The organism is Paenibacillus aurantius, from assembly GCF_032268605.1.
In the GTDB taxonomy this organism is placed as follows: domain Bacteria; phylum Bacillota; class Bacilli; order Paenibacillales; family NBRC-103111; genus Paenibacillus_AO; species Paenibacillus_AO aurantius.
Window position 1 is genome coordinate 5,140,649 of record NZ_CP130318.1, and the last position, 22,699, is coordinate 5,163,347.

General features: G+C 59.3%; 23 protein-coding genes. 12 read left to right on the forward strand and 11 right to left on the reverse strand.

From position 1 onward, the window contains the following. Positions 1-25: 25 nt before the first annotated feature. Entirely contained in the window at positions 26-1,852 is a 1,827-nt protein-coding gene (locus tag MJA45_RS23225) for an ATP-binding protein (RefSeq protein WP_315604273.1), read from the reverse strand. 118 nt (positions 1,853-1,970) lie between these two features. Here MJA45_RS23225 and MJA45_RS23230 point away from each other — a divergent pair, with 118 nt between their 5' ends. Both MJA45_RS23230 and MJA45_RS23235 read left to right on the forward strand, forming a co-directional pair. Beyond that, positions 1,971-2,354 (forward strand): NAD-dependent epimerase/dehydratase family protein, encoded by a 384-nt coding sequence (locus tag MJA45_RS23230; RefSeq protein ID WP_315604274.1) that lies wholly within the window; start codon positions 1,971-1,973, stop codon positions 2,352-2,354. Next, positions 2,303-2,575, forward strand: coding sequence for a Rossmann-fold NAD(P)-binding domain-containing protein (locus MJA45_RS23235; RefSeq protein ID WP_315604275.1), 273 nt, complete (start codon positions 2,303-2,305; stop codon positions 2,573-2,575). Before MJA45_RS23230 ends, MJA45_RS23235 begins: the two co-directional genes overlap by 52 nt. Before the next feature lie 163 nt (positions 2,576-2,738). Here the strand turns inward: MJA45_RS23235 and MJA45_RS23240 are convergent, their stop codons facing one another. Both MJA45_RS23240 and MJA45_RS23245 read right to left on the reverse strand, forming a co-directional pair. Then, positions 2,739-4,325 carry a flotillin lipid rafts scaffold protein FloT gene (locus tag MJA45_RS23240; protein ID WP_315604276.1) on the reverse strand — a complete coding sequence of 529 codons (1,587 nt, stop codon included), beginning with the start codon at positions 4,323-4,325 and terminating at the stop codon, positions 2,739-2,741. A gap of 15 nt (positions 4,326-4,340) precedes the next feature. After that, on the reverse strand, positions 4,341-4,865 hold the full coding sequence (locus MJA45_RS23245) for an NfeD family protein (protein WP_315604277.1): 525 nt from the start codon (positions 4,863-4,865) through the stop codon (positions 4,341-4,343). A gap of 213 nt (positions 4,866-5,078) precedes the next feature. Here MJA45_RS23245 and MJA45_RS23250 point away from each other — a divergent pair, with 213 nt between their 5' ends. Genes MJA45_RS23250 through MJA45_RS23265 form a run of 4 tightly spaced genes read left to right on the forward strand, consistent with a single transcriptional unit; the run spans position 5,079 to position 6,457 of the window. After that, positions 5,079-5,291: a helix-turn-helix transcriptional regulator gene (locus tag MJA45_RS23250; RefSeq protein WP_315604278.1), complete on the forward strand. Its 213-nt coding sequence runs from the start codon at positions 5,079-5,081 to the stop codon at positions 5,289-5,291. Next, complete coding sequence (locus MJA45_RS23255) at positions 5,288-5,584, forward strand: hypothetical protein (RefSeq protein WP_315604279.1); 297 nt, start codon at positions 5,288-5,290, stop codon at positions 5,582-5,584. Before MJA45_RS23250 ends, MJA45_RS23255 begins: the two co-directional genes overlap by 4 nt. Positions 5,585-5,597: 13 nt before the next feature. Continuing rightward, on the forward strand, positions 5,598-5,798 hold the full coding sequence (locus tag MJA45_RS23260; RefSeq protein ID WP_315604280.1) for a hypothetical protein: 201 nt from the start codon (positions 5,598-5,600) through the stop codon (positions 5,796-5,798). Then, positions 5,795-6,457, forward strand: coding sequence for a thiamine diphosphokinase (locus MJA45_RS23265; RefSeq protein WP_315604281.1), 663 nt, complete (start codon positions 5,795-5,797; stop codon positions 6,455-6,457). The genes MJA45_RS23260 and MJA45_RS23265 overlap by 4 nt, the downstream gene beginning before the upstream one ends. A 33-nt stretch (positions 6,458-6,490) precedes the next feature. On the opposite strand, the gene MJA45_RS23270 is transcribed toward MJA45_RS23265, so the two are convergent. After that, positions 6,491-6,784 carry a hypothetical protein gene (locus tag MJA45_RS23270; protein WP_315604282.1) on the reverse strand — a complete coding sequence of 98 codons (294 nt, stop codon included), beginning with the start codon at positions 6,782-6,784 and terminating at the stop codon, positions 6,491-6,493. A 44-nt stretch (positions 6,785-6,828) separates the two neighbouring features. Beyond that, a complete protein-coding gene (cls, locus tag MJA45_RS23275) occupies positions 6,829-8,259 on the reverse strand; it encodes a cardiolipin synthase (RefSeq protein WP_315604283.1) in 1,431 nt (476 codons plus the stop codon). A gap of 182 nt (positions 8,260-8,441) precedes the next feature. Between cls and MJA45_RS23280 the strand changes: the two genes are divergently transcribed. The 4 genes from MJA45_RS23280 to MJA45_RS23295 all read left to right on the forward strand — a co-directional run bounded on the left by MJA45_RS23280 (position 8,442) and on the right by MJA45_RS23295 (position 10,941). After that, a complete protein-coding gene (locus tag MJA45_RS23280; RefSeq protein WP_315604284.1) occupies positions 8,442-8,705 on the forward strand; it encodes a GlsB/YeaQ/YmgE family stress response membrane protein in 264 nt (87 codons plus the stop codon). 64 nt (positions 8,706-8,769) lie between these two features. Continuing rightward, on the forward strand, positions 8,770-9,180 hold the full coding sequence (locus MJA45_RS23285; RefSeq protein ID WP_315604285.1) for a YtxH domain-containing protein: 411 nt from the start codon (positions 8,770-8,772) through the stop codon (positions 9,178-9,180). 82 nt (positions 9,181-9,262) lie between these two features. Then, a complete protein-coding gene (locus tag MJA45_RS23290; protein ID WP_315604286.1) occupies positions 9,263-10,030 on the forward strand; it encodes a tryptophan-rich sensory protein in 768 nt (255 codons plus the stop codon). A gap of 164 nt (positions 10,031-10,194) precedes the next feature. Beyond that, entirely contained in the window at positions 10,195-10,941 is a 747-nt protein-coding gene (locus tag MJA45_RS23295) for an alpha/beta hydrolase (protein ID WP_315608088.1), read from the forward strand. A 144-nt stretch (positions 10,942-11,085) separates the two neighbouring features. Here the strand turns inward: MJA45_RS23295 and MJA45_RS23300 are convergent, their stop codons facing one another. Further along, positions 11,086-12,099 carry a zinc-dependent alcohol dehydrogenase family protein gene (locus MJA45_RS23300; RefSeq protein WP_315604287.1) on the reverse strand — a complete coding sequence of 338 codons (1,014 nt, stop codon included), beginning with the start codon at positions 12,097-12,099 and terminating at the stop codon, positions 11,086-11,088. Between the two features lie 114 nt (positions 12,100-12,213). Here MJA45_RS23300 and MJA45_RS23305 point away from each other — a divergent pair, with 114 nt between their 5' ends. Then, on the forward strand, positions 12,214-12,573 hold the full coding sequence (locus tag MJA45_RS23305) for a winged helix-turn-helix transcriptional regulator (RefSeq protein ID WP_315604288.1): 360 nt from the start codon (positions 12,214-12,216) through the stop codon (positions 12,571-12,573). Positions 12,574-12,745: 172 nt separating this feature from the next. Here MJA45_RS23305 and MJA45_RS23310 read toward each other — a convergent pair whose 3' ends face one another. From MJA45_RS23310 to MJA45_RS23330, 5 genes are read right to left on the reverse strand one after another with little or no spacing between them, the layout of a single operon-like run. After that, the gene (locus MJA45_RS23310) at positions 12,746-13,618 is read right to left on the reverse strand and encodes a sugar phosphate isomerase/epimerase family protein (protein WP_315604289.1); all 873 of its coding nucleotides are present in this window, start codon (positions 13,616-13,618) and stop codon (positions 12,746-12,748) included. 21 nt (positions 13,619-13,639) lie between these two features. Continuing rightward, the gene (locus MJA45_RS23315) at positions 13,640-14,665 is read right to left on the reverse strand and encodes a glycoside hydrolase family 18 protein (RefSeq protein ID WP_315604290.1); all 1,026 of its coding nucleotides are present in this window, start codon (positions 14,663-14,665) and stop codon (positions 13,640-13,642) included. Then, complete coding sequence (locus tag MJA45_RS23320) at positions 14,662-16,005, reverse strand: glycoside hydrolase family 125 protein (protein WP_315604291.1); 1,344 nt, start codon at positions 16,003-16,005, stop codon at positions 14,662-14,664. Before MJA45_RS23320 ends, MJA45_RS23315 begins: the two co-directional genes overlap by 4 nt. An 11-nt stretch (positions 16,006-16,016) precedes the next feature. Next, positions 16,017-19,124, reverse strand: coding sequence for an alpha-mannosidase (locus MJA45_RS23325; protein WP_315604292.1), 3,108 nt, complete (start codon positions 19,122-19,124; stop codon positions 16,017-16,019). Beyond that, entirely contained in the window at positions 19,121-21,433 is a 2,313-nt protein-coding gene (locus tag MJA45_RS23330; RefSeq protein WP_315604293.1) for a glycoside hydrolase family 3 N-terminal domain-containing protein, read from the reverse strand. Before MJA45_RS23330 ends, MJA45_RS23325 begins: the two co-directional genes overlap by 4 nt. Positions 21,434-21,587: 154 nt before the next feature. Between MJA45_RS23330 and MJA45_RS23335 the strand changes: the two genes are divergently transcribed. Next, positions 21,588-22,628, forward strand: coding sequence for a LacI family DNA-binding transcriptional regulator (locus tag MJA45_RS23335; protein ID WP_315604294.1), 1,041 nt, complete (start codon positions 21,588-21,590; stop codon positions 22,626-22,628). Positions 22,629-22,699: the final 71 nt, after the last annotated feature.

Sequence of the window (22,699 nt, forward strand, 5' to 3'; positions counted from 1 at the left end):
GACCGGATTCCCTCCGGCCGTCGGTCTAGAGCGGCAGCCGGATCTCGACACAGGTCCCTTTTTCCGGCCGTCCGTACAGGACCAGGTTTCCTTGATGATGGCTGATAATGGATTGGCAGATCATAAGACCGAGCCCGGTTCCGTTCTCTTTTGTCGTGTAGAATGGCTCCCCAAGCCGCTCCATGTCCTTGCCCGCAATGCCCTCCCCGGCATCGAGAAATCGGATCAGAAGCTCCCTGCCGTCCCGGCGCAGCTCGATGTCGATCGGCCCTCCGCCGGGCATGGCCTCCATTGCATTTTTCATGACGTTGATGAACACCTGCTTAAGCTGATCCTTGCTGCACCGGATGCTGCCCAGCCGTCCATCTGTACTAACGCTGACCCGGATTCCCGCTTCTTCGGCCTCCGCCTTCAGGAACGAGATGACCTCCCCCAGAATGAGGGCCACGTCATGCTTCTCGTTAGCGGGCTTGTCCGGCTTGGAAAGCAGAAGAAATTCGTTGATAATGGAATTGATCCGGTTGACCTCATCCAGCATGACCGGGATGACATCGGGGTTCATTCTTCCGTTCTTCATCAGCTGCAGGTAACCGGACAGAACCGTGACCGGGTTGCGGATTTCATGTGCCACTCCGGCAGCCAGCCTGCCCGCTACGGACAGCTTCTCGGAATGGTTCAGCTGGACCTTCATCTGGATCAGCAGCCGGACGAGTACCGAGATCACGGCAAAGAGAAAGACCAGCATGCCGATATAGGACAGCTGCGGCGGATGGGCTGCCGGAAGCAAGACATTCGTATAGATGTCCACCGCACCTGCCGCGCTGAAGCACAGCGTGCCAAGCAGCAGGATGCGCGCATCCCGGTTGCCGTGCCGGGCATGGTAGAGAAGAACTCCGATGGATACGGCCATGCTGAACAGAAGCAGCAGCTGGTAGAAGGCGAGCACCTTAGGAAAAGGCACAAGCCGCCATTCCGCCGCAGGCAGCAGGACCATGGCGTAGAGCAGATGGACCTTCCACAGAATGCGGAGACCACGGTTGATTCGCGAATAGCTTTCCCCAAAAAGCTGCTCCATAAAGGCCAGAATGGCCGTACAGCCCAGAATGAGCGAAGCGAGCTCCAGGTATGTCCACAGCTTGGGAACATCGAACAGCAGATACAGAATGGCCGTCCGGCAGAGCGTATAGATACCAAAGAACACCCCGAAGGCCCCGAAGGACAGAAATTCCTTCTGGTTGACCCTCATGGCTATGTAGATGGCCGCCATCCCGACGAGAAGATAGAAGAAGCCGAGGATGAACCGGCTGCCCTGCTCCTTCAGGAGTGAGCGGATATACTGGGCCTGCTCCATCACAACGGCATCCTGCATGAACCCGATATTCGCCTTCCCCGAGTAGATGCGGAAATACAGCTTGCCTCCGAACCACTCTTGGTTTAGCGGAATAAAGCGAAGCGGCGTCCCTTGATAAGCGGGATTCTCGGCCCGAGGGGTTCCGTAGGTGTAGATCACCTTTCCTTCGGCCATCACTTCGTACATCTCATATAAGCGGGCGGCCAGCCCGGGATCCCTCCAGGTGCCGGCCGGCAGGTCGGCCCTCAGCCACAGCACGTTCGACCCGTTGCGGCCGGGAGGGTTAAGGGGGCTGTCAATGGACGCCCAGCCAGCTGACGGAACGGTCACCAGCCCGGGCTCGGGCCGTCCGATGACTTCCTCTTCCGGCTTCTCCCAGAAATACTCCCAGCCGGAAAGCCGCCCGGAGGGATTCCATTCTCCGCTGCCGGAAGCCCATAAGGCCGCTATGGGAATAAGGCCAATGGCAAATAATAAGAAGGTTAGCAAAATCCGTTTCATAAAAGGTTCTCCATCATTCCTGTATCATACCTGATATTTCTATTTTTTTCGACAACATTCTACTAATCTCTTATATTTTACACGTAACGGCAGCTTAAAACGAGAGGCGGAAAAAATTATGAGTATAGGCAGACAGGCACTTGTGTTCGGAGCAAGCGGTTTGGTGGGAGGGCAGCTGGTCCAGGAGCTGCTTGCGAGCGGGCTTTACAAGCAGGTGACCGTGTGGGTCCGGAGGCCGCTTGCCCTGGACCATCCTCTGCTCCGCCAGGAAATCGGAGACCTTCAGCCGGACCGGCTGGAGGAGAAGCCCGGCGTTTTTCAGGCGGAGGATGTTTACTGCTGCCTCGGGACCACCATCAAGAAGGCGGGCTCGGAGGAAGCCTTTGCCCGGGTCGACCGGGAGCTTCCGGCTGCGGCGGCCCGCCTGGCGGCCCGGCAAGGAGCCCAGAGGTGGCCCGGGCCGGGGTTCCGGCCGTCCATTTCTTCCGCCCTTCCCTGCTGACCGGCAGCCGCTCCGAATTCCGCTTGGGCGAGAAGGCGGCCATTGGCGTTATGCGTGTGCTCAACCACGCCCTGCTCGGCCCGCTCCGGCGCTACCGGTCCATTCCAGCGGGGACGGTGGCCCGGGCCATGCTCGCCGCCGCGCAAGATGACAGGACCGGCGTGTTTGTTCACTCCTCCGAGGAGCTGTTTACCATGGCGGAGTCCTTTGTTCGTCCTTAACGGATTGCCGGCTTTGACGCATCGGACTGTCCGCGGCCTTGGCGTATCCGACTGTCCGCTGACCCGCAACCGCAGGGAGGTCTGCGGCGTTCTGTCCTCCGGTCTCCCCCGAAACAGGAAAAACAGGGCAGCCTCCGGGCTGCCCTGTTTTCTATGCGGCCGCTTACTGCCCGTCAGGCGTTGGCTTCACCGCCGTCTCTATGGCGGCAGCCGCTTCCCGACCGGAGTCCGAGCGGGGCGCCGCCGCCCTCGCTGCTGCCGGTACCGGCAGCCCCGTTCCCCCGCCGCCACCTCCCACGGTCTTGCGGGTCAGCCCCTGCACGAGCTCGTTCAGGTCGATGCCCGACACGCTCTTCAGCATCTCCGGCGCCGTCGCCATGAGCGACGTGACGTAGTTGCTGACGCGGGCGGCGCCTTCGCCGCTGCCCGTATCGACGACGGTCAGCTTGTCGATGGACTTCATCGGCTCGGCGATCCGGCCGGCCAGCTCGGGCAGCATCTTCACGATGATGTCGAGCACCGCGGCCTCCCCGAACTTCTGGAACGCCTCCGCCAGCTTCTCCTTCGCTTCGGCTTCCGCCAGACCACGCAGCCGCACGACCTCGGCCTCGGCCGTACCTTTGGCGCGCTCGGCATCGGCTACCGCCAGCCCGTCGAGGCGCTTCTGCTCGGCCATGGCCTTCGCCTCCGCTTCGATGCGGTACTGCAGGGCGTCCGCTTCGCGCATCCGTTTCGCCTTGTCGGCCTCCGCCGCCTGAATGACCGAATAGCGGTCGGCGTCCGCCTTCTTCTTCACTTCCGCGTCATACTGCTTCTCACGTACGACGATTTCCTTCTCCTGCAGGTCGATCTCCCGCTCCTTGCGGACGATCTCGACCTTCATCTGCTCCTCGACCACGGACTGCTTGGCGCGGGCCTCCTGGATGAAATACGCCTGGTCCGCATCCGCCTTCGCCGTGTCCTGCTCCCTTTTGAAGGAGGCGACCTTCAGCTCCCGCTCCTTCTCTGCTTCGGCAATGTTCGTGTCCCGCAGAAGCTCTGCCTTCTGCCCCTCTTCCTCGGCTCTCGCCTTCTGAATCCGGGCGTCCCGTACGGCCTCCGCCTCGGCAATGTCCGCATCCCGCTTTACCTGGGCGATCCGCGGCTTACCGAGCGAGGCGAGATACCCCTGCTTGTCGCGCACATCCTTGATCGTGAAGGAGACGATCTGCAGCCCCATCTTCTTCAGGTCCTTGGCGGCCACCCCCTGGACCTCCTGGGCGAATTTGTCCCGGTTGCGGTAGACCTCCTCCACCGTCATCGTCCCGAGAATGGCCCGCAGGTGCCCTTCGAGCACTTCCTGGGCTTCACTCTTCAGCGCTTCGCTCGGCTTGCCCATATACTGCTCGGCCGCCGTCGCCACATCCTCGACCGACCCGCCGATCTTAATGATCGCGACGCCGTCCGCCATGACGGGAACGCCCTGCTCGGTATAAACCTCCGGTGTGGTGACGTCCAGCTTATGGGACAGCAGGGACAGGAACTCGCTGTTCTGAAAAATCGGCCAGATGAACGCTCCGCCGCCGCGGATAATCTTGATCCGGCGCCCCTCGTCCGTCGGATCGGACGTCACGTTGCGGGTTCCGAGGAAGGAACCCGTCACAATCATCGCCTCATCCGGTCCCACCGTTTTGTAGCGGGCCCAGAAGGCCAGGCCGAGAAGCACAATCACCCCGACCACCACAGCGGGGATTACCAAATAATCGGGCATTCCATCTACCTCTTCCTATAGATTATTTTCAAACCGGGAAACATAAACCGCGCCGTCCCGTACTTGAACGACCACGACGCGAGCTCCCGCCTGAATGTCTTCCTTGTCGAAGCTCCCGGCTGTCCGGTTGGTATTCGCGGCTCCGATCTTCAGGAGCACTTCACCGTATCCGGTGCCGGGAATCGGGACGAGCACCTCGCCGATGCGGCCGCACAGGCTCTGCTCCGAATAGCCCGAGGACGTCTCGCTGTTCCGCATGGGGCGGACATAGAGATAATGCACGGCAACCGCCAGAAGAAAAGCGCAGACAAGAGCCAGGAGAAGGTTGATCACGCTTCCCAATCCCGAATAATGCTCCAGCAGGATCCCCGCCCCGCCGAACGCGGTAATTCCGCCAGCGACGGTGACAGGCTTAAGATAATCGGCGGACAGGAAGTCCAGCATCCCGTCCAGCGCTTGGCTGACCAAATCCCCCAGCAGCACGGTCACGAGAGCGAAAAGCACCCCCAAGACCAGACATCCCCAGTAGATCTCCACCATGGCCTCTCCTCCTTTTCCTCGGCTTGTTCCTGCACATCTCCGCGAAAACCCTTCCGTTGTCTAAAGTGCGCTTGCTTCCTATGTAACTTATTACGTGTTTAATGGAAAATTGTTTCAAAATTATCACATTTGCGCAAAGTAAAGTTTACTTGACATGCGACGAGGAAGTAAAGTAGACTTTACGTAAAGTAAGCTTTACATGGAGGAAGGCCGATGAAGAACCGCATCCGCGAGCTTCGCGCCGGAAAGGGCTGGACGCAGGAGAAGCTGTCCGAGCTGGCGGGCGTCTCCCGCCAGACGATCATTTCCGTTGAGAACGGGAAATTCAACCCCTCGCTTACCCTGGCTTACACGATCGCCCGGGCCTTCGGCCTGACGATCGAGGAGATTTTTATTTTTGAAGAAGAAGGGAGAGAACGTTCATGACCAACTGGGGAGCCTTCGCCGGATTGTTCGGCGGTGCCCTGATGGGCTTGGCGGGCTTGTGGCTCGGCCGCTATTTTGCCGCAAAGAAACGGGGCCTGGATGAGAGGTATTATGCCGTTTGGCGAAACGCCCGGGCGGCCAGCTGGATCATCACCATGGCAGCCCTGTATGTGCTGTTCTTTCTGCTGCTGGCAGGCGTTTCCCTGTCGGCGCTCGCTGCACTGGGCATCCTTATGCTCGTGCATTTCACCGGATGGGCCCTGAGCGGCCTGTACTACCAAACCAGAATGTAGGAGGGAAACCCAAATGAAAACCAATCCAACTCAACGTTCCGCCTTTCGCCTCAGCTTGACGATCTCTTCTCTTGTCGTCCTCTTCTTCCTGATCGTCACGCTGGTCACCGGAAACGCAGGCTTCGTGCTGTGGAGTTTGCTGCCCGCCTTCATCACGGCCATCACCGGCTATGCCCAGGGTAAGAACGTCCGCCGGAAAGCCGGCATCCGATGAGTGCCCGGGAGCCTCTTCTGGAGGGCCGGCGGGCCGTCATCGTAAGCGGAGGAACGTTGGGACCGTGGGCTCTTACTGAGCTTCAGGAGGATGATTACCTGATCGGGGCCGACCGCGGAGCTTACTTCCTCGTCGAGAATGGCCGGACCCCCGATCTCTCGATAGGCGATTTCGACAGCGTGGCGCCTGACGAGCTGGAAGCGGTCCGCTGTGGAAGCCGGACGTTCGTCTCCTGCGACCCGGTTATGAAGGACTGGACCGATACCGAGATGGCGCTCGTCTGGGCGCTCGACCGTGGGCCCCGGGAGATCCGGATGCTAGGAGTGCTTGGCACAAGGCTCGACCATTCCCTCGCGAACATCCAGCTCCTTGTCCAGGCCCTCCGCCGCGGCATCCCGTGCTCCATCGCCGATGCCCATAACGAGCTGACGCTCACGGACGGCTCCCTTGCCCTGCTGTCATCACGCTTCACGCATGTCTCGCTTCTGCCGCTGACGCCCGAGGTGAAGGGTGTCACGCTCGACGGCTTCCGCTACCCGCTTCAGGACGCTGTTCTCACCATGGGACAGTCGCTCGGCGTCAGCAACGTGCAGGAGCAGCCGACCGCGCGAATATTTGTGCGCGAAGGGCTGCTCCTGGTGATCCGGAGCCTGGATTAGGCTCCTTTCCTTATGAACTTATTTTTCCGGGCCCTAAATGAGATGAACCACCCGAATGACGTTGTCGGTGTACACGACCTTGATGATGTGGTTGTCCTTGTCATAGATGATATGGCTGGTGCCGAGCTGAAGGCTGGGGTCGGCGCCCAAGCCGTAAAACACGTCGTCCGCGAGCGTCGTCAGGCATTCCCGCTGCTGCTCCTCGTCCAAGCCGTCCCAATCCCCCGCTTCCATCTCCAGAAATTCATGGCTCATTCCGATGTCGCGGATCGCCTCCGTCAGATCTTCAATAATATCCTTGTATTCCTTCGCAAATTTGACTCCCATGGTTCGGCCTTCTTTCCTTTTGGAATGGTCAATCAATGAATGTCCTACAAAAGAGGCGACAGCATCCGGGCGAGAACCTCCTTGCCTCTCTGGTAACGGGATCGCTTGCTGAACTCCTTCTGCCGGATTTCGGTGCTCTCCTGAAGGTCCTCCCGAAAGTCCTCCACCAGATAATCGATCGTTTTCTTGTCGAACATGACCGCGTTGAGCTCGAAGTTGTCATAGAAGCTGCGCATGTCCATGTTGGCGGTGCCGACGGAAGCGATGGTCTCGTCCACAATCAGGATTTTGGCATGCACGAAGCCTTTGTTGTACAGATAGAACCGGATGCCGGCCTGCATCAATTCCTCGATATAGGAGAAGGAGGCCCATTTGACCAGAATGTTATCCGTAATCCCCGGAAGGATGATCTGAATGTCCACGCCGCTGAGCGAAGCCGTCTTCAGCGCCATCTGGAGGCTCGGATCCGGGATGAAATAAGGCGTGACGATCAGAATGCGGTCGGTTGCCGAGTTGATCGCCCCGAAGTACATCTCGAGAATCGTGTCCCAATGCGCGTCGGGCCCGCTTGCGATAATCTGCACCTGCTCGGAGCCTTCGCAGCCGTGAGCCGGGAAATAGCGTTCGTCCGTCAGCTTCTCCCCGCTTACGAACTCCCAATCGTTAAGGAACGTCTGCTGCAGAAAGTAGACGGAATCCCCTCTAAGCTTCATGTGCGTGTCCCGCCAGTAGCCGAGCTTCGGGTCCCTCCCCAAGTATTCGTCGCCGATGTTGATTCCTCCGAGAAAACCGATGTCCCCGTCGACGACGACGATTTTGCGGTGATTGCGGTAGTTCAGATTGCGGGCGAGAACCGCGCTTCGGAGCGGAAAGAAGCAGTGGACCTGGGCCCCGGCCTCCGTGAGCTCCTGAACATAGGCGCCGCTAAGGTCATAGCTCCCGAGCCCGTCATAGATCACCCGCACCTCTACTCCTTCCTTGGCCTTGCGGATGAGGATTTCCTGGATTTCGGTCCCGATGCCGTCCGCGCGGATGGTGTAGTATTCCACATGGATATGATCGCGGGCTTTCTCCAGCACTTCCTTCAGGGCGCGGAATTTCTCCTTACCGCCCGAGTAAATCTCGGTTTCATTGCATTTCGTAATGGGAGACTCCGGAATGCTCTGGAGGAGACGGAACAGCCTTTTCTGCCGGGCGGCTTCCTTGTTCTTCAGCTCGCGGGAGCGCATGGCTACTTCTATTCTATGAATCACTCCCCCCGGAAGCTTAGGCTGCAGCCGTTTCCCCCGTCTTCTGACCAGCCTTCTTTTCTGATACTCGCGGGCGACCAGATAGTAGAGCATGAAGCCTACTACCGGCAGCAGGAAAATAATAAGCAGCCATGCGGTCGTTTTGGACGGATTTTTGAATTCCATAAACAAGACCACGACGACCTGTACGATAAAGACCAGCATAAAAATCAATAACCACAGCATGAAAGTCCCCCTCAGCCTGAGCGTCAAAACGGCCGGACAGGCCGCTCTTCTATAATAGTAGTTATTTACCCGCGCTTTGTTCCGGTAAACCTTCCTGTGATTTCTTGGCATGTTTCAGGGGGAATGCTTGTGTTTAACATATGGTATGACAGCAACACACACAAATAAGGGAGATGATCAGCATGCTGGGATTCTTAGTTAGTGTCATCATGGCCATCATTATCGGGTTCATCGGCGATGCATTGGTTAGAAGCGATATGCCAGGAGGCGTTATCGGCTCCATGATCGCCGGCTTCATCGGCGCTTGGCTCGGACACTTCCTCTTTGGCCACTTCGGACCGGATATTGCAGGCTTCGCCATCATTCCGGCCATCATCGGTGCCGCTCTCGTCGTTTTCCTCGTAGGCCTTCTTTTCAAAGGAATGCGCAGCAGAACGACTCACTAATTCATCAAGAGCTATCCTCTCTATCCTTGACGTTTTACCCATACTATATAAGGAGATGGTTCAAATGGCAAAAGGAACAATCACAGGTCTGGTCGTCGGTGGAGCAATCGGTGCGGTATCCGCTCTTCTTCTCACCCCGAAAACGGGAGCGCAAATGAGGCAGGATCTGTCGGACCGCTATAGCAAACTGAGTGACAAAACAGTAGATATGGCCACTACCGTAGGCCAAAAAGCATCGGAGATGGCCACTACCGTAGGGCAGAAGGCTTCCGACCTCGCCAGCACCGTCAAGGCGCAAGCCGGCGAAGTCATGAGCCAGACGAAGGACTCTTCGCAGACGGTAGCCGATGAAGTGAAGAACTGGCGTGCGGAGAACGAAGACATGAGCAGCTCCAACAGCTCCACCTCGTCTTCCTCGACATCGACCTCGGTGAATCCGACGCTCGGTTCGACGAATCCGACTTCCAATTACTAAGCGAAGCCATCCGTAGAAGACAGACAGTCGTCGCCCTGGGCGGCGGCTGTTTTTCTATTTCAAGCCGAAAGGGGATTCCTTCATGTCCAAACCAGCCTGGAGATGGGCCAACCTAATCATTCTCGTTGTCGTCCTCGTCATGAACACGCTTGCCAACGTGCTGCCGCTGAACGGACAGACGACGGGAGAGATATCGGACCGGTATCCGGTTCTGCTTACGCCTTCCTCCTATGTCTTCTCCATCTGGACGCTCATTTACGCCCTGCTGATCGGGTTCGTCCTGCTGCCTTTCCGCGGCACTCCTGCGGGACGCGCCGCCGTCGAACGGATCGGCCCTTGGTTCTTCGTCAACGGCTTGCTTAATTCGCTTTGGATTGTGCTGTGGCATTACGATTTCATCTATCTGTCGCTCGTGGCTATGGCCGGCATCCTTCTCTCCCTGATTGTCATCTACAACCGGATCCACTCGGGGGGACGGCCTCACTCGGCGGGAGAACTCTGGTTCGTAAGAATCGCTTTCAGCGTCTACCTGGGCTGGATCTGCGTCGCCACCATCGTTAACGCCGGTGTGGTGCTGCTTAAAGCCGGCTGGGACGGCTGGGGACTGAGCCCGGAAACGTGGACGGTCATCATGCTGGTGGCGGCGGCGGGACTCGCCGTTGCCGTGAGCTACCGGACGAATGACATCTTCCTGACCGCCGTCTTCATCTGGGCCTTCGTGGGGATCGGAGTGAAGCAGCAGGACCTCGCGATCGTCCGTACCCCGGCTTATGGGCTGGCCTTGCTGCTTCTCGTTTACCTGCTCTGGACTGCCAAGGAGTGGAAGGAGCACCGGGAAAGCTACTACTAGCAACGGGAGAGTCATTATTAGCGCCTCGTGAGGATTGCCCGGCTTCTATTCCTTTCGTGCGCATATGGAGGGCATCCCGCCAACAAAATAAACAGATCCGATCCTAGCGCCTGCTTTGTGAACGTTATTCCACTTCCCTGCCGCTCTTAGGAGGAAACGTCTTGATGAAACCAAAACGCAGAAGGATTTGGCTCTCCCTTGCGGTGCTGCTCGTCCTCGCGGCGGCCTCCCTCGCCTACTATTTGAAGCCCTATCCGCCAAACGGGGAAGCCCTTAAGGCCATGCAAGGGGGAGACGGCGTAACGTTGAAGGAGACCGGCCGCCTGATTGTCTTCGAGCCGGAGGGACAAGCCCTTCAGCCCGGCGTCCTCCTCTATCCGGGGGCGCTGGTAATGCCCGAAAGCTACGCCCCCCTCGCAAAAAAGCTGGCCGCCGACGGCCGCCGGGCCATCATCGTGAAGATGCCGCTGAACCTGGCCATCCTCGGCCCCGACCGGGCGGATGATTATTTGAAGGGTCTCCCCGGGGGCGAAACCTATGTGATCGGAGGCCATTCCCTGGGTGGTGTCATGGCCTCCCGTTATGCCGCCGCCCACCGGGAAGACCGCCCGATCGCCGGCGTCTTCTTCCTCGCCTCTTACCCGGATTCGAAGGGAAGTCTCGCGGAATCGGGCCTTCCCGTGCTTTCCCTTCTTGGCTCCAACGACACGGTGGTAAGAATGGAGGCGTACGAGGAAGGGAAGCAGTACCTGCCCGCCGGCACCGTCTACGTGACCATTGCCGGCGGCAATCACGCGCAGTTCGGCGGCTACGGCCCGCAGAAGGGCGACAGCCCCGCCGCGCTCCCGGCCGCTGAGCAATGGGCCAGAACGGCAGCGGAGATCGAGAAATGGGCAGCTGGCTCCCGCTAGCGTCCAGCCCCATCCGCTTACCCCCAACTCCTTTTTAATGCGGGGAGAACTCGCAGCCGGGGAACGACAAACGAACCGCTCCTTAACCTAAGGGAGCGGTTCGTTCTGGGTTATGAGGATGGCGGCCGGGTTCCAGCCGCCCATTCAAAATTCAATGACCAGCTTTCCGAAATACGACTCCCGTTCCATGTACCGGAAGGCCTCCACCGCTTCGGCGAAAGGGAAAATCCGGTCGACTACCGGACGCAGGCCGTGCAGGGCGATGGCCCGGTTCATGGTCTCAAACATGCTGCGGCTGCCTACATTAACAGCCTGCAGCCTGGCTCTCCGCTGGATAGCCGGGACAATCTCGAAGCCTTCCACGCTCGGCCCCGACAGCAGGCCGACGAGGCTGATCCGCCCTCCGACCCGCAGTGCCCGGATCGACCGATTCAAGGTATCCGCTCCCCCCAGATCCACGATATGATCGGCTCCCCGGCCCTCCGTGATGTCGAGCACCCCCTGCTCCCAGTCCCTTCGGGTCTTGTAGTTGAGGAAATGATCGGCTCCCAGCGACAGAGCCCGGGCCCCCTTCTCCTCCTGGGAGGAGGTCACGATCACGGAGGCGCCAAGCAGCTTCGCGAACTGCAGGGCGAAGATCGAGACGCCCCCGGTCCCCTGCAGGACTACGGTGTCTCCGGCTTTCACTTCGCCTTCCTCCACAATGGCATGCCAGGCGGTAACGGCCGCGCACGGAAGGGTCGCCGCCTCGGCATTCGTCAGATGCTCCGGCACACGCACCAGTCCCTCCTCCGGAAGAACAACGTATTCCGACAGCAGCCCATCCAAAGGGCCTCCCAGGGTGCTCCGCCAGTTCGCCCGGGTGGCCTCGCCCGACAGCCAGCTCTGCGTGAAGATGGCACTGACTCTCTCTCCCTCTTGAAATCGCGTTACGCCTTTCCCTATCCGGATCACCTCACCCACTCCATCGGAAACGGGAATGAGAGGCTCGGTCAGGCTGGGGAAATAAAACCCGTTGATGACCCCGAGATCCCGTGAATTGAGCGAAACCGCACGCATTTGGATCAGCACTTCCCCGGGGCCAGGCTCGGGAACGGCTCGTTCAATGGACTTCAGATGCTCCCGTCCAAACTCCGGACCGATTTGATAGGCTTTCATGATCATCTCTCCTTTGAAAGGTATAGACACACTTTACCGCATCAACTAAACTTAAGTAAGTAAGCACTTTAAAGTCGGTTACGCACCAAAAAGTGCGCAAAGGAGGACGACCGGTTGACACCTGAAGGAAAAAAGCCCGATATCTCCCCCGCCCTTTGCGGCTACAGCAAGGCATTGGAGATTCTCTCCGACAAGTGGACGGCTCTGGCGATCCATGCGATGGACGGGGAAAGCATCCGGTATGGGGTCATGAAGAGCCGGATCAGCGGAATTTCCCAGAAAATGCTGACCCAAACGCTAAGGCGTCTGGAGCGCGACGGCCTGGTCCGGCGGGAGGTTTTCGCTACCGTTCCGCCCAGCACCGAATATTCCTTAACCCCGCTCGGGGAAAGTCTTCTCCCCGTTCTGAAGCGAATGAAAGAGTGGGCGGACGCCCATTACTCCTCCGTCGAAAGAGCAAGGGAAGCCCTCTGAGCCTCCGGGACGGAGAGACAACGTCTGACGGAAGTCTAGGGAAGCCGCCGCCGTTTGTCCGTGATCTTCAAGATATAATCAATCAAGGAAAACCAAAAAAAGCCGACTGGCTCCGTCGGCTTTACTTTTTTGAATGGCTGTTCTATCAGGCTGAGCTTTTCGGTTGACGTCTCTAGGCTTCCTGCCAGAAGCGGCGCAGGTTGTCCATGGCGATTTTGGAAGCCGTCCGGCATTCTTCCATCCCTTCGAACTCGACCGTGATGTTGCCGTCATAGCCGGAGTCCTTGATCAGCTTCACGATTTTACGGATAGGAAGATCCCCTTGTCCCACGATGGCCCCGCGCAGGTAATTGTCATGAGCGGTCCGGAACCACTCCCCGCCCCCCGGATTCTCATCGTAAGAACGGAAGTAGAAGTCCTTGAAGTGAACGAGGGAAGCATACGGCAGGTTTCTCTTTACGCCTATGATCGGGTTCTCGTCCACGCACATAAAGTTGCCGACATCGAGCGTCGTCTTGAAGTTCGGACGGTTCACCGCCTGCAGAACGCGCTGGACGCGGTCGCTTGCCTGCACACTGAAGCCGTGATTCTCAATGGTGGTGGTAATGCCGAACCCCGCGGCATAATCGGCAATGATTTGGCTTCCCCTGACCATGAGCGGCAGGTTCTCCTCAAACCAGGCGATGGTCATCTTCTCCTTCGGCAGCGTGAAAGCCGTGACATCATGGCGCATATGCTTTACGCCCATCCGGTTCACCACATCGACGTGCCGTTTTACCCGTTCCATCTCCTCCTGGAAGGCTTCCTCTGTCTCTTGAACGAAATTCGCGGGCATGGAGTAGTTGGACAGCTCAATTCCGACCGATTGGGCCTTCTCCCGGATGGCGTCAGCCAGCTCGTGGTTATCCTCCACCGTATAGCCGTAAGGCACCATTTCCATGTGCTCCCCGCCGTTATCCGCAATCCATTGGATGACATCGAGAACCGTCATTTCCCCCGACTTCAACGCATTCAGCAGGCTGTACGTGCTCAAACCGATTTTCATTCTTCGTTCTCCTCCTCGGGATTAGTGCAATTCCTTATGAATGGCGTCAAGCAGCCGTAAGGTTTTGTCGCAGCTGTATTCCCAGAACATAACCCCGGCCAGGCCGGCGTTTAGGACATAAGCGCATTTATGGTGCAGCGATTCCTCGTCGTCATATGTGATGAACGTGCTCCCGTCAAACAGGTACGGGGCTTTCGCTTCGTCGTCCCAATGCCGGACATAGCCGTTGCGGTTAATGTAGCCTTCCGCCAGTGCCGTAAACTCCGGTCCGTACCCGCCGGAGCTTGGGGTCATCTGATGGAGCCCCCGGTTGTGATCCGGCACTTCCTTCCACATCCGGGAATAGAATGCCGCTCCGATCACCAGCTTCTCCCGGGGAACGCCCGCCTTCCCAAAAAGCTGAACGGACCGCGCCACGCTGATCCGGAACAGATCCCCGGTCGGAGCGAACAGATTCGTATGATGCCCCGTCAGCGTCTGGAACCCGCCGCGCATGTCATAGGTCATCAGCTGCACATAATCGAGATAGGCTTGAACCTGCTCCATCTCGGTCCCGTCCAGGTAATACTCGTCCGCCCCGGCGGCAATCGTCAGCAGATAAGGCCTTCCGCCTTCCTTGGCCAACTTGTCGAGCTCTTCCCTCATTTCCTTCAGGAGCAGCGTAAAGTTCCTCTTGTCGGCGGGAGATGCGCCGATTCCGGCTACCGCGTAGCACGGATATTCCCAATCCAGGTCGACCCCGTCAAAATATCCGCTTTTCAGCACCCGGACCGCGGAAAGGGCCATCCGGCGCCTTCCCTCCTCCGTGGAGGCGGCCTCGGAGAAGCCACCGGCGCTCCAGCCGCCGACGGACAAGAGGATCTTGAGGTCAGGGTTGTAGCTCCTCAGCTGCTTCAAATGAGCCAGGTTCTGAAGATGGCCGGTCTGAATCTCGCCCTCGCGGACATGCCCGAAGGCCACATTCAGGTGCGTCAGCTTGCGGGCCGCCTCGGCTGTAATGTCCGGAAGTGCCCGGTCGCCTGCATAGCCTACGATGAGCTTCTTCATGGCGTTTCGCCTTCCTTTCCTCCCAAAATGCCTTTCTTCATGGCCCGGTAAACGAGCTGGGCGAACAAGCTGTTGGACCAGGCAAACCAGGGACGGGTGAATTGCGCCGGGTCATCCGCATGGAAGCCTTCGTGCATGAAGCCGGTTCCAGCATCGGTCGCTTCGAGCAAGCGGATCATCTCGAGCATTTCGTCGTCCGTCGCGGCAGTCAGGCCCTGCATGGACAAGGCCATCGGCCAGATATACCCCGGCGGTGTATGGGGGCTGCCGATTCCTTTGGCTGCCGTTCCTTCGTAGTAGTAAGGATTCTCCTTGCTCAGAATGAAGCGGCGGGTGTTCCGGTAGACCGGGTCGTCATGGTCCGCGTAGCCGAGGTAAGGAATGGAGAGCAGGCTCGGCGTTCCCGCGTCATCTATCAGCGAGTAGTTGCCGAAGCCGTCCGTCTCATAAGCATAGATGCGGCCGAATTCGGGATGGCGGTAGATCCCGTAGAGCTCGATGCCGTGACGGATCTCCTCTTCGAAGGCTTCCATCTCCCGGACGAAGGCTTCGTCGCGGTACACCCACCGGGCCATCTCCTGCATTTGCGAAAGCGAAACGGCCGCAAACATGTTCGAGGGAATGTTGTAATGAAGCTCGCAGGCGTCGTCGCTCGGCCGGAACCCGGACCAGACCATGCCCGTGTAATTGACCGGCATCCCGAGGCCGTTATTGCGCAGCGTGTCGATGGCCGGGCAGTTGGTCCTCATGAACCGGTAAGGGGAGTTCTCGGCATGCCGCTGTTCGGTTCTCCAAACCTCCACGATGGAACGCATCGCCTTATGGAACGTTTCGTCGAAAATATCCGTAAGCCCGGTTTCTTTCCAGTACCGGTAGGCAAGACGGATGGTAAAGCAGAGGGAATCGAGCTCGAATTTGCGCTCCCATACCCAGGGGGACATGTCGGTCTGGTCGTTTGCGTCCCAATGCCAATGATTCGCCGTCTCGTTAAACGCATTCGCGTAAGGGTCGATTCCGATGTACCAGGCATGGCGCTTGATCAGCCCGCCAAGAATGCGCTGAAGCCCTGGGTCTTCCTTGGCCAGCGGCACGTAATGCATAAGCTGCTCGACCGAATCCCGAAGCCACATGGCGGGAATATCCCCCGTGATGACGAAGGTGGTGCCGTCGTCCATGAGCTTGGTGGTCGTCTCGAGCGTATTCGGAAAGCAGTTCTTGAACTGCTGCAGCAGCCGGGGACGTCCGGCCAGCTTGGCCTCCGCTTCCTCCAGCACCTCCCGGACGGCGTCCGGAAGGGCGAGAGGAGGCATGGCGATGCGGGGCAGCTTGAATGAATCCATGGGTTTACCTCCTATGCCTGACGGGTGGATACAAGCTTCACTGTCTTGATTTCATAAGGCCGGAACGTTAGCTCGAGGGTTCCTTCCCGGGTGGCGAGCGGTTCGAGTTCATCCTCGAGAAGATTGACTAGCGAGGCCTGAACGGCCGCATCCGGCCATTGGACCTGCACCGTTTCCCGGGCGCCCGACGATTCGTAGAAGCGCAGCACGGTCCCCTGTCCGTCCTCGGAAGCTTTGACCGTATCCAGGATCACGTACTCGCTGCGGAAGCCGATCAGGGACTGCTCCGCAGGAAGCGTACTGGCGTGACCGTCTGCCTGGACAGCCGTTACCGGATGGTTCAGCTCCATCGCCCGGCGGACGACCTGGCCCTGCCGCCAGTCTCCCTCATGGGGAAGAACGGAGTAGGTGAATTCATGCTCCCCTTGATCCGCGTGTTCATCCGGCCACTTCGGAGCCCGCAGCAGGGAAAGCCGGATCGTCCGGTCCTTGATGTCATACCCGTATTTGCAGTCGTTCAGCAGGCTTAGGCCGCTGCCCCCTTCCGAAACGTCCGCCCAGCGGTGCCCGCACACCTCGAACTGTGCCTGCTCCCAGCTGGTGTTGTTGTGCGTCGGGCGCTCCAGGGCACCGAAAGGAATCTCATACGTCGCTTTGCCCGCAATGAGATCAGCCGGGAAGGCGGCTTTCAGAAGCTTATGGCTTTCGGCCCACTGTACCTTCGTCATGAAATCCACGCGCCGCTGATGGCGGTACAGGATCACATCCTGGGAGATGACCGAATCGTTCAGCTTCCACTGGAAGCGCAGCACATCGCGTGTCTTGCCCCGGAGAACGACCTCCCGGGAGAGAAGCTCGACCCCGCCGGCCCGCTGGGATTCGAAACGGGGATCGATATCCCACGCATCCCAATAGGTTGGCCGGTCGTGGAAGAACTGCAGCTCGTTCGCCTTATCGCCGGGCTTCAGCCATTCCCGCTGCAGCGTCTTGTCGAACCAGCGGGTGATTTCGCCTACCGGGTTGAACTCCAGCACGTAATGCTCGGTTTCCCAAACCTCCGGAAAGGCTTCCTTCTTATCCTCAGCCGATACCGTCGACTCCACCTGAGCCGGACGGATCCATAGGGTCGTATAGCCGAAAGCGGGAAGGGAAGGAACATAAACCGACAGTGTTTCCCCGTTCTCGGTTCGCTGAACATCGGCTTCCAAGCGGTTGCCCTCTGCGTCGAAGACCGCCGGATACTCCAGCCCGAACGATCCTTCGATCGTCACGACCTCCCCCCGGTCCCAGCCGAGGCTGTTGAACACGACGTAAGGGATGCCTTCCCCCTCGGTCGTTACCTTTGCGGCAAGAGCCTTCAAAGAGCCGGTCAGGGACTCCTCTCCGATCGCAAACACCTTTTTGTATTCCTCGCGGGATGTCACGTATACTTCTGGGATGGAGGTACCCGGGATAATGTCGTGGAACTGGTTAAGCAGCATCAGCTTCCAGCCCGGCTCCAGCTCCTGCTTCGCCTTCCGGCCGTTCGGGTCCGCGAATTGTCCCCATACCTCCGCCTCCCGGTACAGTACCTCCGCTTTCCGGTTGCTTCGCTTGGCAGCCGCATGAGTGGTGTACGTTCCGCGGTGGAGTTCCAGATACAGGTCGCCGTACCATTTGGGCAGAGTCGGGCGGCGTTCCGCCATTTCCCCGAAAAAGGCTTCGGCGGTACTGAACCGGCTGACCGGCTGTCCGGTCATCCAGGCGGAGCGCTCGGCGAACTCGACCATCTCGTTCGTCACCCCGCCGCCCCCGTCGCCGTGCCCGTAAAGCAGCATCTGCTCGGGGTGCCGGTCCTTCTGCTTGTACGACTTCCAGTGCTCGTCCACGTCCTTCGGCCGGGTATGCTCGTTCACCCCGTGGTTGAGGTAGGCGATAACCGAGGTTCCATCTATGCCCACCCAGTCGAACAGGTCATAGGGAAAAGGATTCGTGTCGTTCCAGTTCAACTTGGTCGTCATGAAGTAAGGCATGCCGGCCAGCTGCAAAATTTGCGGCAGGGAAGCGCAGTAGCCGAAGGTGTCCGGCAGCCATTCGATCGCGGAACGCTTGCCGAACTCCTCCTGGTAGAAGCCTTGGCCCAGGACGAGCTGGCGGACGAGCGATTCCCCGCTCGGAAGGTTCAAGTCCGGCTCGACCCACATGCCGCCGACAAGCTCCCAGCGCCCTTCGGCAATTCGCTCCTTGATCCTTTCGTACAGCTCCGGATAATGCTCCTTCACGAAGGCATACAGCTGGGGCTGGCTTTGGGAATAGCGGAATTCCGGGTATTCGTCCATCAGCGTACATACCGTGGAGAACGTCCGGCTGGACTTCCGCACGGTTTCGCGGACCGGCCACAGCCAGGCGATGTCGATGTGCGACTGCCCGACCATATGCAGGAAGCCTTCTCTTGCCTCCTCGGGCGCCGCCTCCCGGACCTTCTCCGCGAGCGCCTGCTCCAGGCCGCTTACCCATTCCCCGTCCGTCCAGCGGTTCCGTTCCGTATACATCGCATCCATGACCTCGTGAATCGCCCGGACAAGGCGCGTACGCAGCAGATCCCCCTCCGGAAGCGGGGCCAGCGACTCGGCCAGAACGGTTACGCTGTACATTAAGCTCTGCAGCGGCCGGTTCACGCGCACAAGCGCGGCGCGGATGCCGCGGATGGGCGGCTGGATGACCGCCTGGCGGTTCAGCGGGTCATGCGGCTCCGGGATCGGATCGTACAGCTCGATTTCGAGCAGAGGTTCGTTCCCGACCCGGCTCGGCGGAAGCGGAACGAACCAGTGGTTGCGGTCCAGGCCGTGGTAAGGCGTGCCGTTTACCTTCAGCAGGCCCTCCCCTCCCCCTTCAAAGACGAAGCCGACCGGGCCGTCCTGCCAGCTCTCCGGAATTTCTACTTTCCGGCTGAGAAAGTATGTCGTGCCCTGCGTGCTGTCGAGCGGGTCGAGGCTCTGTACGCCCTTGTTGTCGTTGTTAAGCTCATACTCCCCCGGCACAATGTAACGGGCTCTCTGCATATGCCACTCGGGAAGCTCCATCGTCTCGAGCCACTGCTTATCGGCCATATCCTTAAGAAAGCGTTGAATGCGGATCACGATTCGTTTCCTCCGTTCTCTACTTGTAGTACGCACGCGGTCAGGTCCCGGCTGTTGCGTCCGACGAGAAGCCGGAATTCCCCCGGCTCCACCACGGGCTGAAGCCGGGCGTCGATCAGCTGAAGATGCTCCCGGTTTACCGGGAAGGTGACCGTTTGCGTCTGTCCGGGCTCCAGGTGAATTTTGCGGAAGCCCTTCAAGGAAATCTCAGGGCGGGTTACCGAAGACGATACATCCGTCACATACAGCTGGACCACCTCGTCACCGGCCCTCTCTCCGGTATTCGTTATTTCCACCTGCACCTCGGCTTCCCCGACCACCGTAATCCGCTCCGGAACCACCCGGACATTGTCATAACGGAAGTCAGTGTAGCTTAAGCCGAAGCCGAAAGGATACTGCGGCTCGAGGTCCGTCTCCAGGTAGCGCTTGCCGCGCGTTTTCTTGGAATGGTAATAGACAGGAAGCTGTCCGACCTCCTTCGGGATGGACACGGTAAGGCGCCCCGAAGGGTTCACGTCGCCGAACAGAATGTCCGCTATGGCGCTCCCTCCCTCCTGCCCCGGGTACCAGGCTTCGAGTATGGCGTGCGCATGCTCGTCGATCCACGGCTCGGCAATCGGCCTGCCGTTGATATAGACCACAATCACCGGCTTGCCTTTCTTATGAATCTCCTGAACCAATTTCAGCTGAACGCCCATCAGGGAGAGGGTAGACCGGTCGATTCCTTCCCCGCACTCCATGTCGTTCCAGGGGTCGTTGGTGACGACGGAAGCTCCCGTCCGGAGATCGATCGTCCCTTCCCCGAAATCCCGGGCGCTCGAGCCGCCGATCACCAGCACGACGGCGTCCGCTTCGTCGGCGCAGGCGAGGGCGTGCTCGAAGCCTTCCTCGGAATCGCCCTTGATCCGGCAGCCCGGCGCGTACAGCACCCGGTCATCCGCTTCGCCCATGGCGCGGCGTATGCCGTCGAGCACGGTAACGATCTGCTCCCTCGGCTGAGGGGAGGTATAGTCGCCGAGCTGGTTGTAGATGTGATGCGCATTGGGACCGATAACAGCGATTTTTCCGGTCTCCTTGTTTAGCGGAAGTGTCTTGCCTTCGTTCTTCAGCAGCACAATGCCTTCCCGGGCGACCTTTCGGGCCAGCTCCACATGCTCCTCGCTACCGATGACCTTATCCGCGAATTCCGGATCCACGTAAGGGCGTTCGAACAGCCCGAGCCGGAATTTCATCTCCAGAATCCGTCCCGCAGCGGCGTCCAGGTCCGCTTCGGTTACCCATCCCTGCTCCAGCGCACGCTCCATGTGCCGGCCGAACATATAGCCCGACATTTCCATGTCGACCCCGGCCTTAAGGGACTGGGCCACGGCCTCTTCCCCGTTCTCTGCCGTGTTATGACCGTTCACGAGCATCTGGATGGCGCCGAAATCCGTTATGACAAAGCCTTCGAATCCCCATTCCTCACGAAGGAGATCGTTAAGCAGATAGGTGTGGGAGGTGCACGGAACGCCGTCAATTTCGTTATAGGCGGTCATGACCGAACAGGCGCCCGCTTCCACCGCTTTCTTGAACGGCAGCAGGTCGATCTCATGCAGCTCCCTCATCCCCATATGAACGGGAGCCGCATTGCGGCCGCCCTCGGAGCTGCCGTATGCCGCGAAGTGCTTCAAGGTAGCCGCAATCGTCCGGTCGGAATCGAGCCGCTCGCCCTGCAGCCCCTTCACCGCTTCCACGGCGAGCTCTCCGATCAGATAAGGGTCCTCCGCGAAGCATTCCTCGGTGCGGCCCCATCGGGGGTCGCGGACGACATCGAGCACCGGCGAATACGTGGCGGCTCCTCCCTGGCTGCGGGTTTCGACGGCAATCGCTTCGCACATTTGCCGGTACAGGCCGGTATTCCAGGTGCTTCCCACCGTGAGGGGAACGGGGAAGACCGTCGCCCCGATGGCCATGTGGCCGTGGGAGCACTCTTCACCGAACAGAATCGGGATGCCGAGCCGGGAGTTCTCGATGGCATACCGCTGGATAGCATTCGTAGCGGCCGCTCCCTGCTTCGGCGACAGGCCGGTTTCGAGCGTAACCTCCGTCCACGGGTCGGCGCGAAGCACTCCGTACAGGGAGCCGACGCCGCCCTCGGCAACCGCTTTCTTGAAATCGTCTTCCATCGCCACCGTGCCGTCCGCTTCCTTGCGGTAGACTTTCCAGCCCATCGGCTGGAGCAGCTGGCCGATTTTTTCCTTACGCGTCATCCGTTGAAGGAGATCCTGCACCCGTTCCGGAATCGGCCGCGAAGCCTCTTTATAGATCATGGTTACCTACTCCCAACTTTAAATTGTTATTTTTGTTATTCTAATATATAATAACGTTATGTACTCCCAGTCTAAATCTTCCCCTTCCAAACGTCAATAACGATATATTTGGTAGTGTGTTAGGTTCGTTAGGTGACGAAGAAAGGAATGTCGCATGTCCAGAAAACCATCCATTCAATCCATGGCCGATCAGCTCGGCCTGTCGAAATACGCCGTATCCCGGGCCTTAAGCGGCAAATCGGGGGTCAGCCCGGCTACACGGGAGCGGGTATTGGAGCTCGCCAAGACGCTCGGCTACGGCCTCCCTGCCCCGAAAGCGGCCGGGCCATCCCCGGTGTCGGCCTCTTCCTTCGTGCTGATCTGCATCAACCAAACGAACCGGGGAGACGCCTCCTACTGGCAGCGGGTTCTCGCCGGCCTTATTTCCGGCTGCAGCGAGAGGGGCTGGCATCATGCCATCGTTTCCCAGCCGGTTTCGTTCCCCGCCGCAACCACGCTAAGCCCACAGGAATTGATTGCCCCGCACCTGGACTGGGGAAGCTGCCTGGGTATCATCGTGATGGGGGCTTACCCTTACCCGGTGCTTCAGCTTATGGTCCGCACCGGCAAGCCTCTTGTCCTTCTGGATCATCACGAGCCGCTGCTTTCGTGCGACGAGGTGAATCATGCTAATATCGACGCGGGCTTCCTCATCGGCCACCACCTGTTGGCCGGCCGGAAGTGCCGCCGCCTCGTCTTTCTCGGCGACGACGGCCGGTCGACCAGCTTTGCCGAGAGACGGATCGGCGTCCGCCTGGCCAGGGACCGGTATGGCAGCCCGGAGACGGAGCTGCAGGAGTGGGAGCTGCCTTACGAAGCGGGAGGCTGGCTCGAGGCGGCGGCCGAACGCTTCGGCCGGCTTGCCCCCGGGGAACGGCCCGACGCCTGGATCGGGGCCAACGACGACATCGCCATGCAGTGGATGCAGCGGCTCCGGCAGATCGGCTGCTCCGTTCCTGAGGAGGCACAGGTCGCGGGCATCGATAATGTCGAAGGGGCCGCCCTGTCGTCTCCCCGCTTGACCACGATCCACCTCGGCAAGGAGGAGCTCGGCCGCCGGACCGTCGAGACGCTCGAGCGGCGGATCGCCCATCCCGGGACCCCTATCGAGAGAATCCAGATGGGGGCGGTCCTGATCCCCCGGGATTCCGCCTGATAAAAATAACGCATGAGAAAAGGCTGCCGAATGGCAGCCTTTGTTATTGATTAAGGCAGTACGGTAGATTA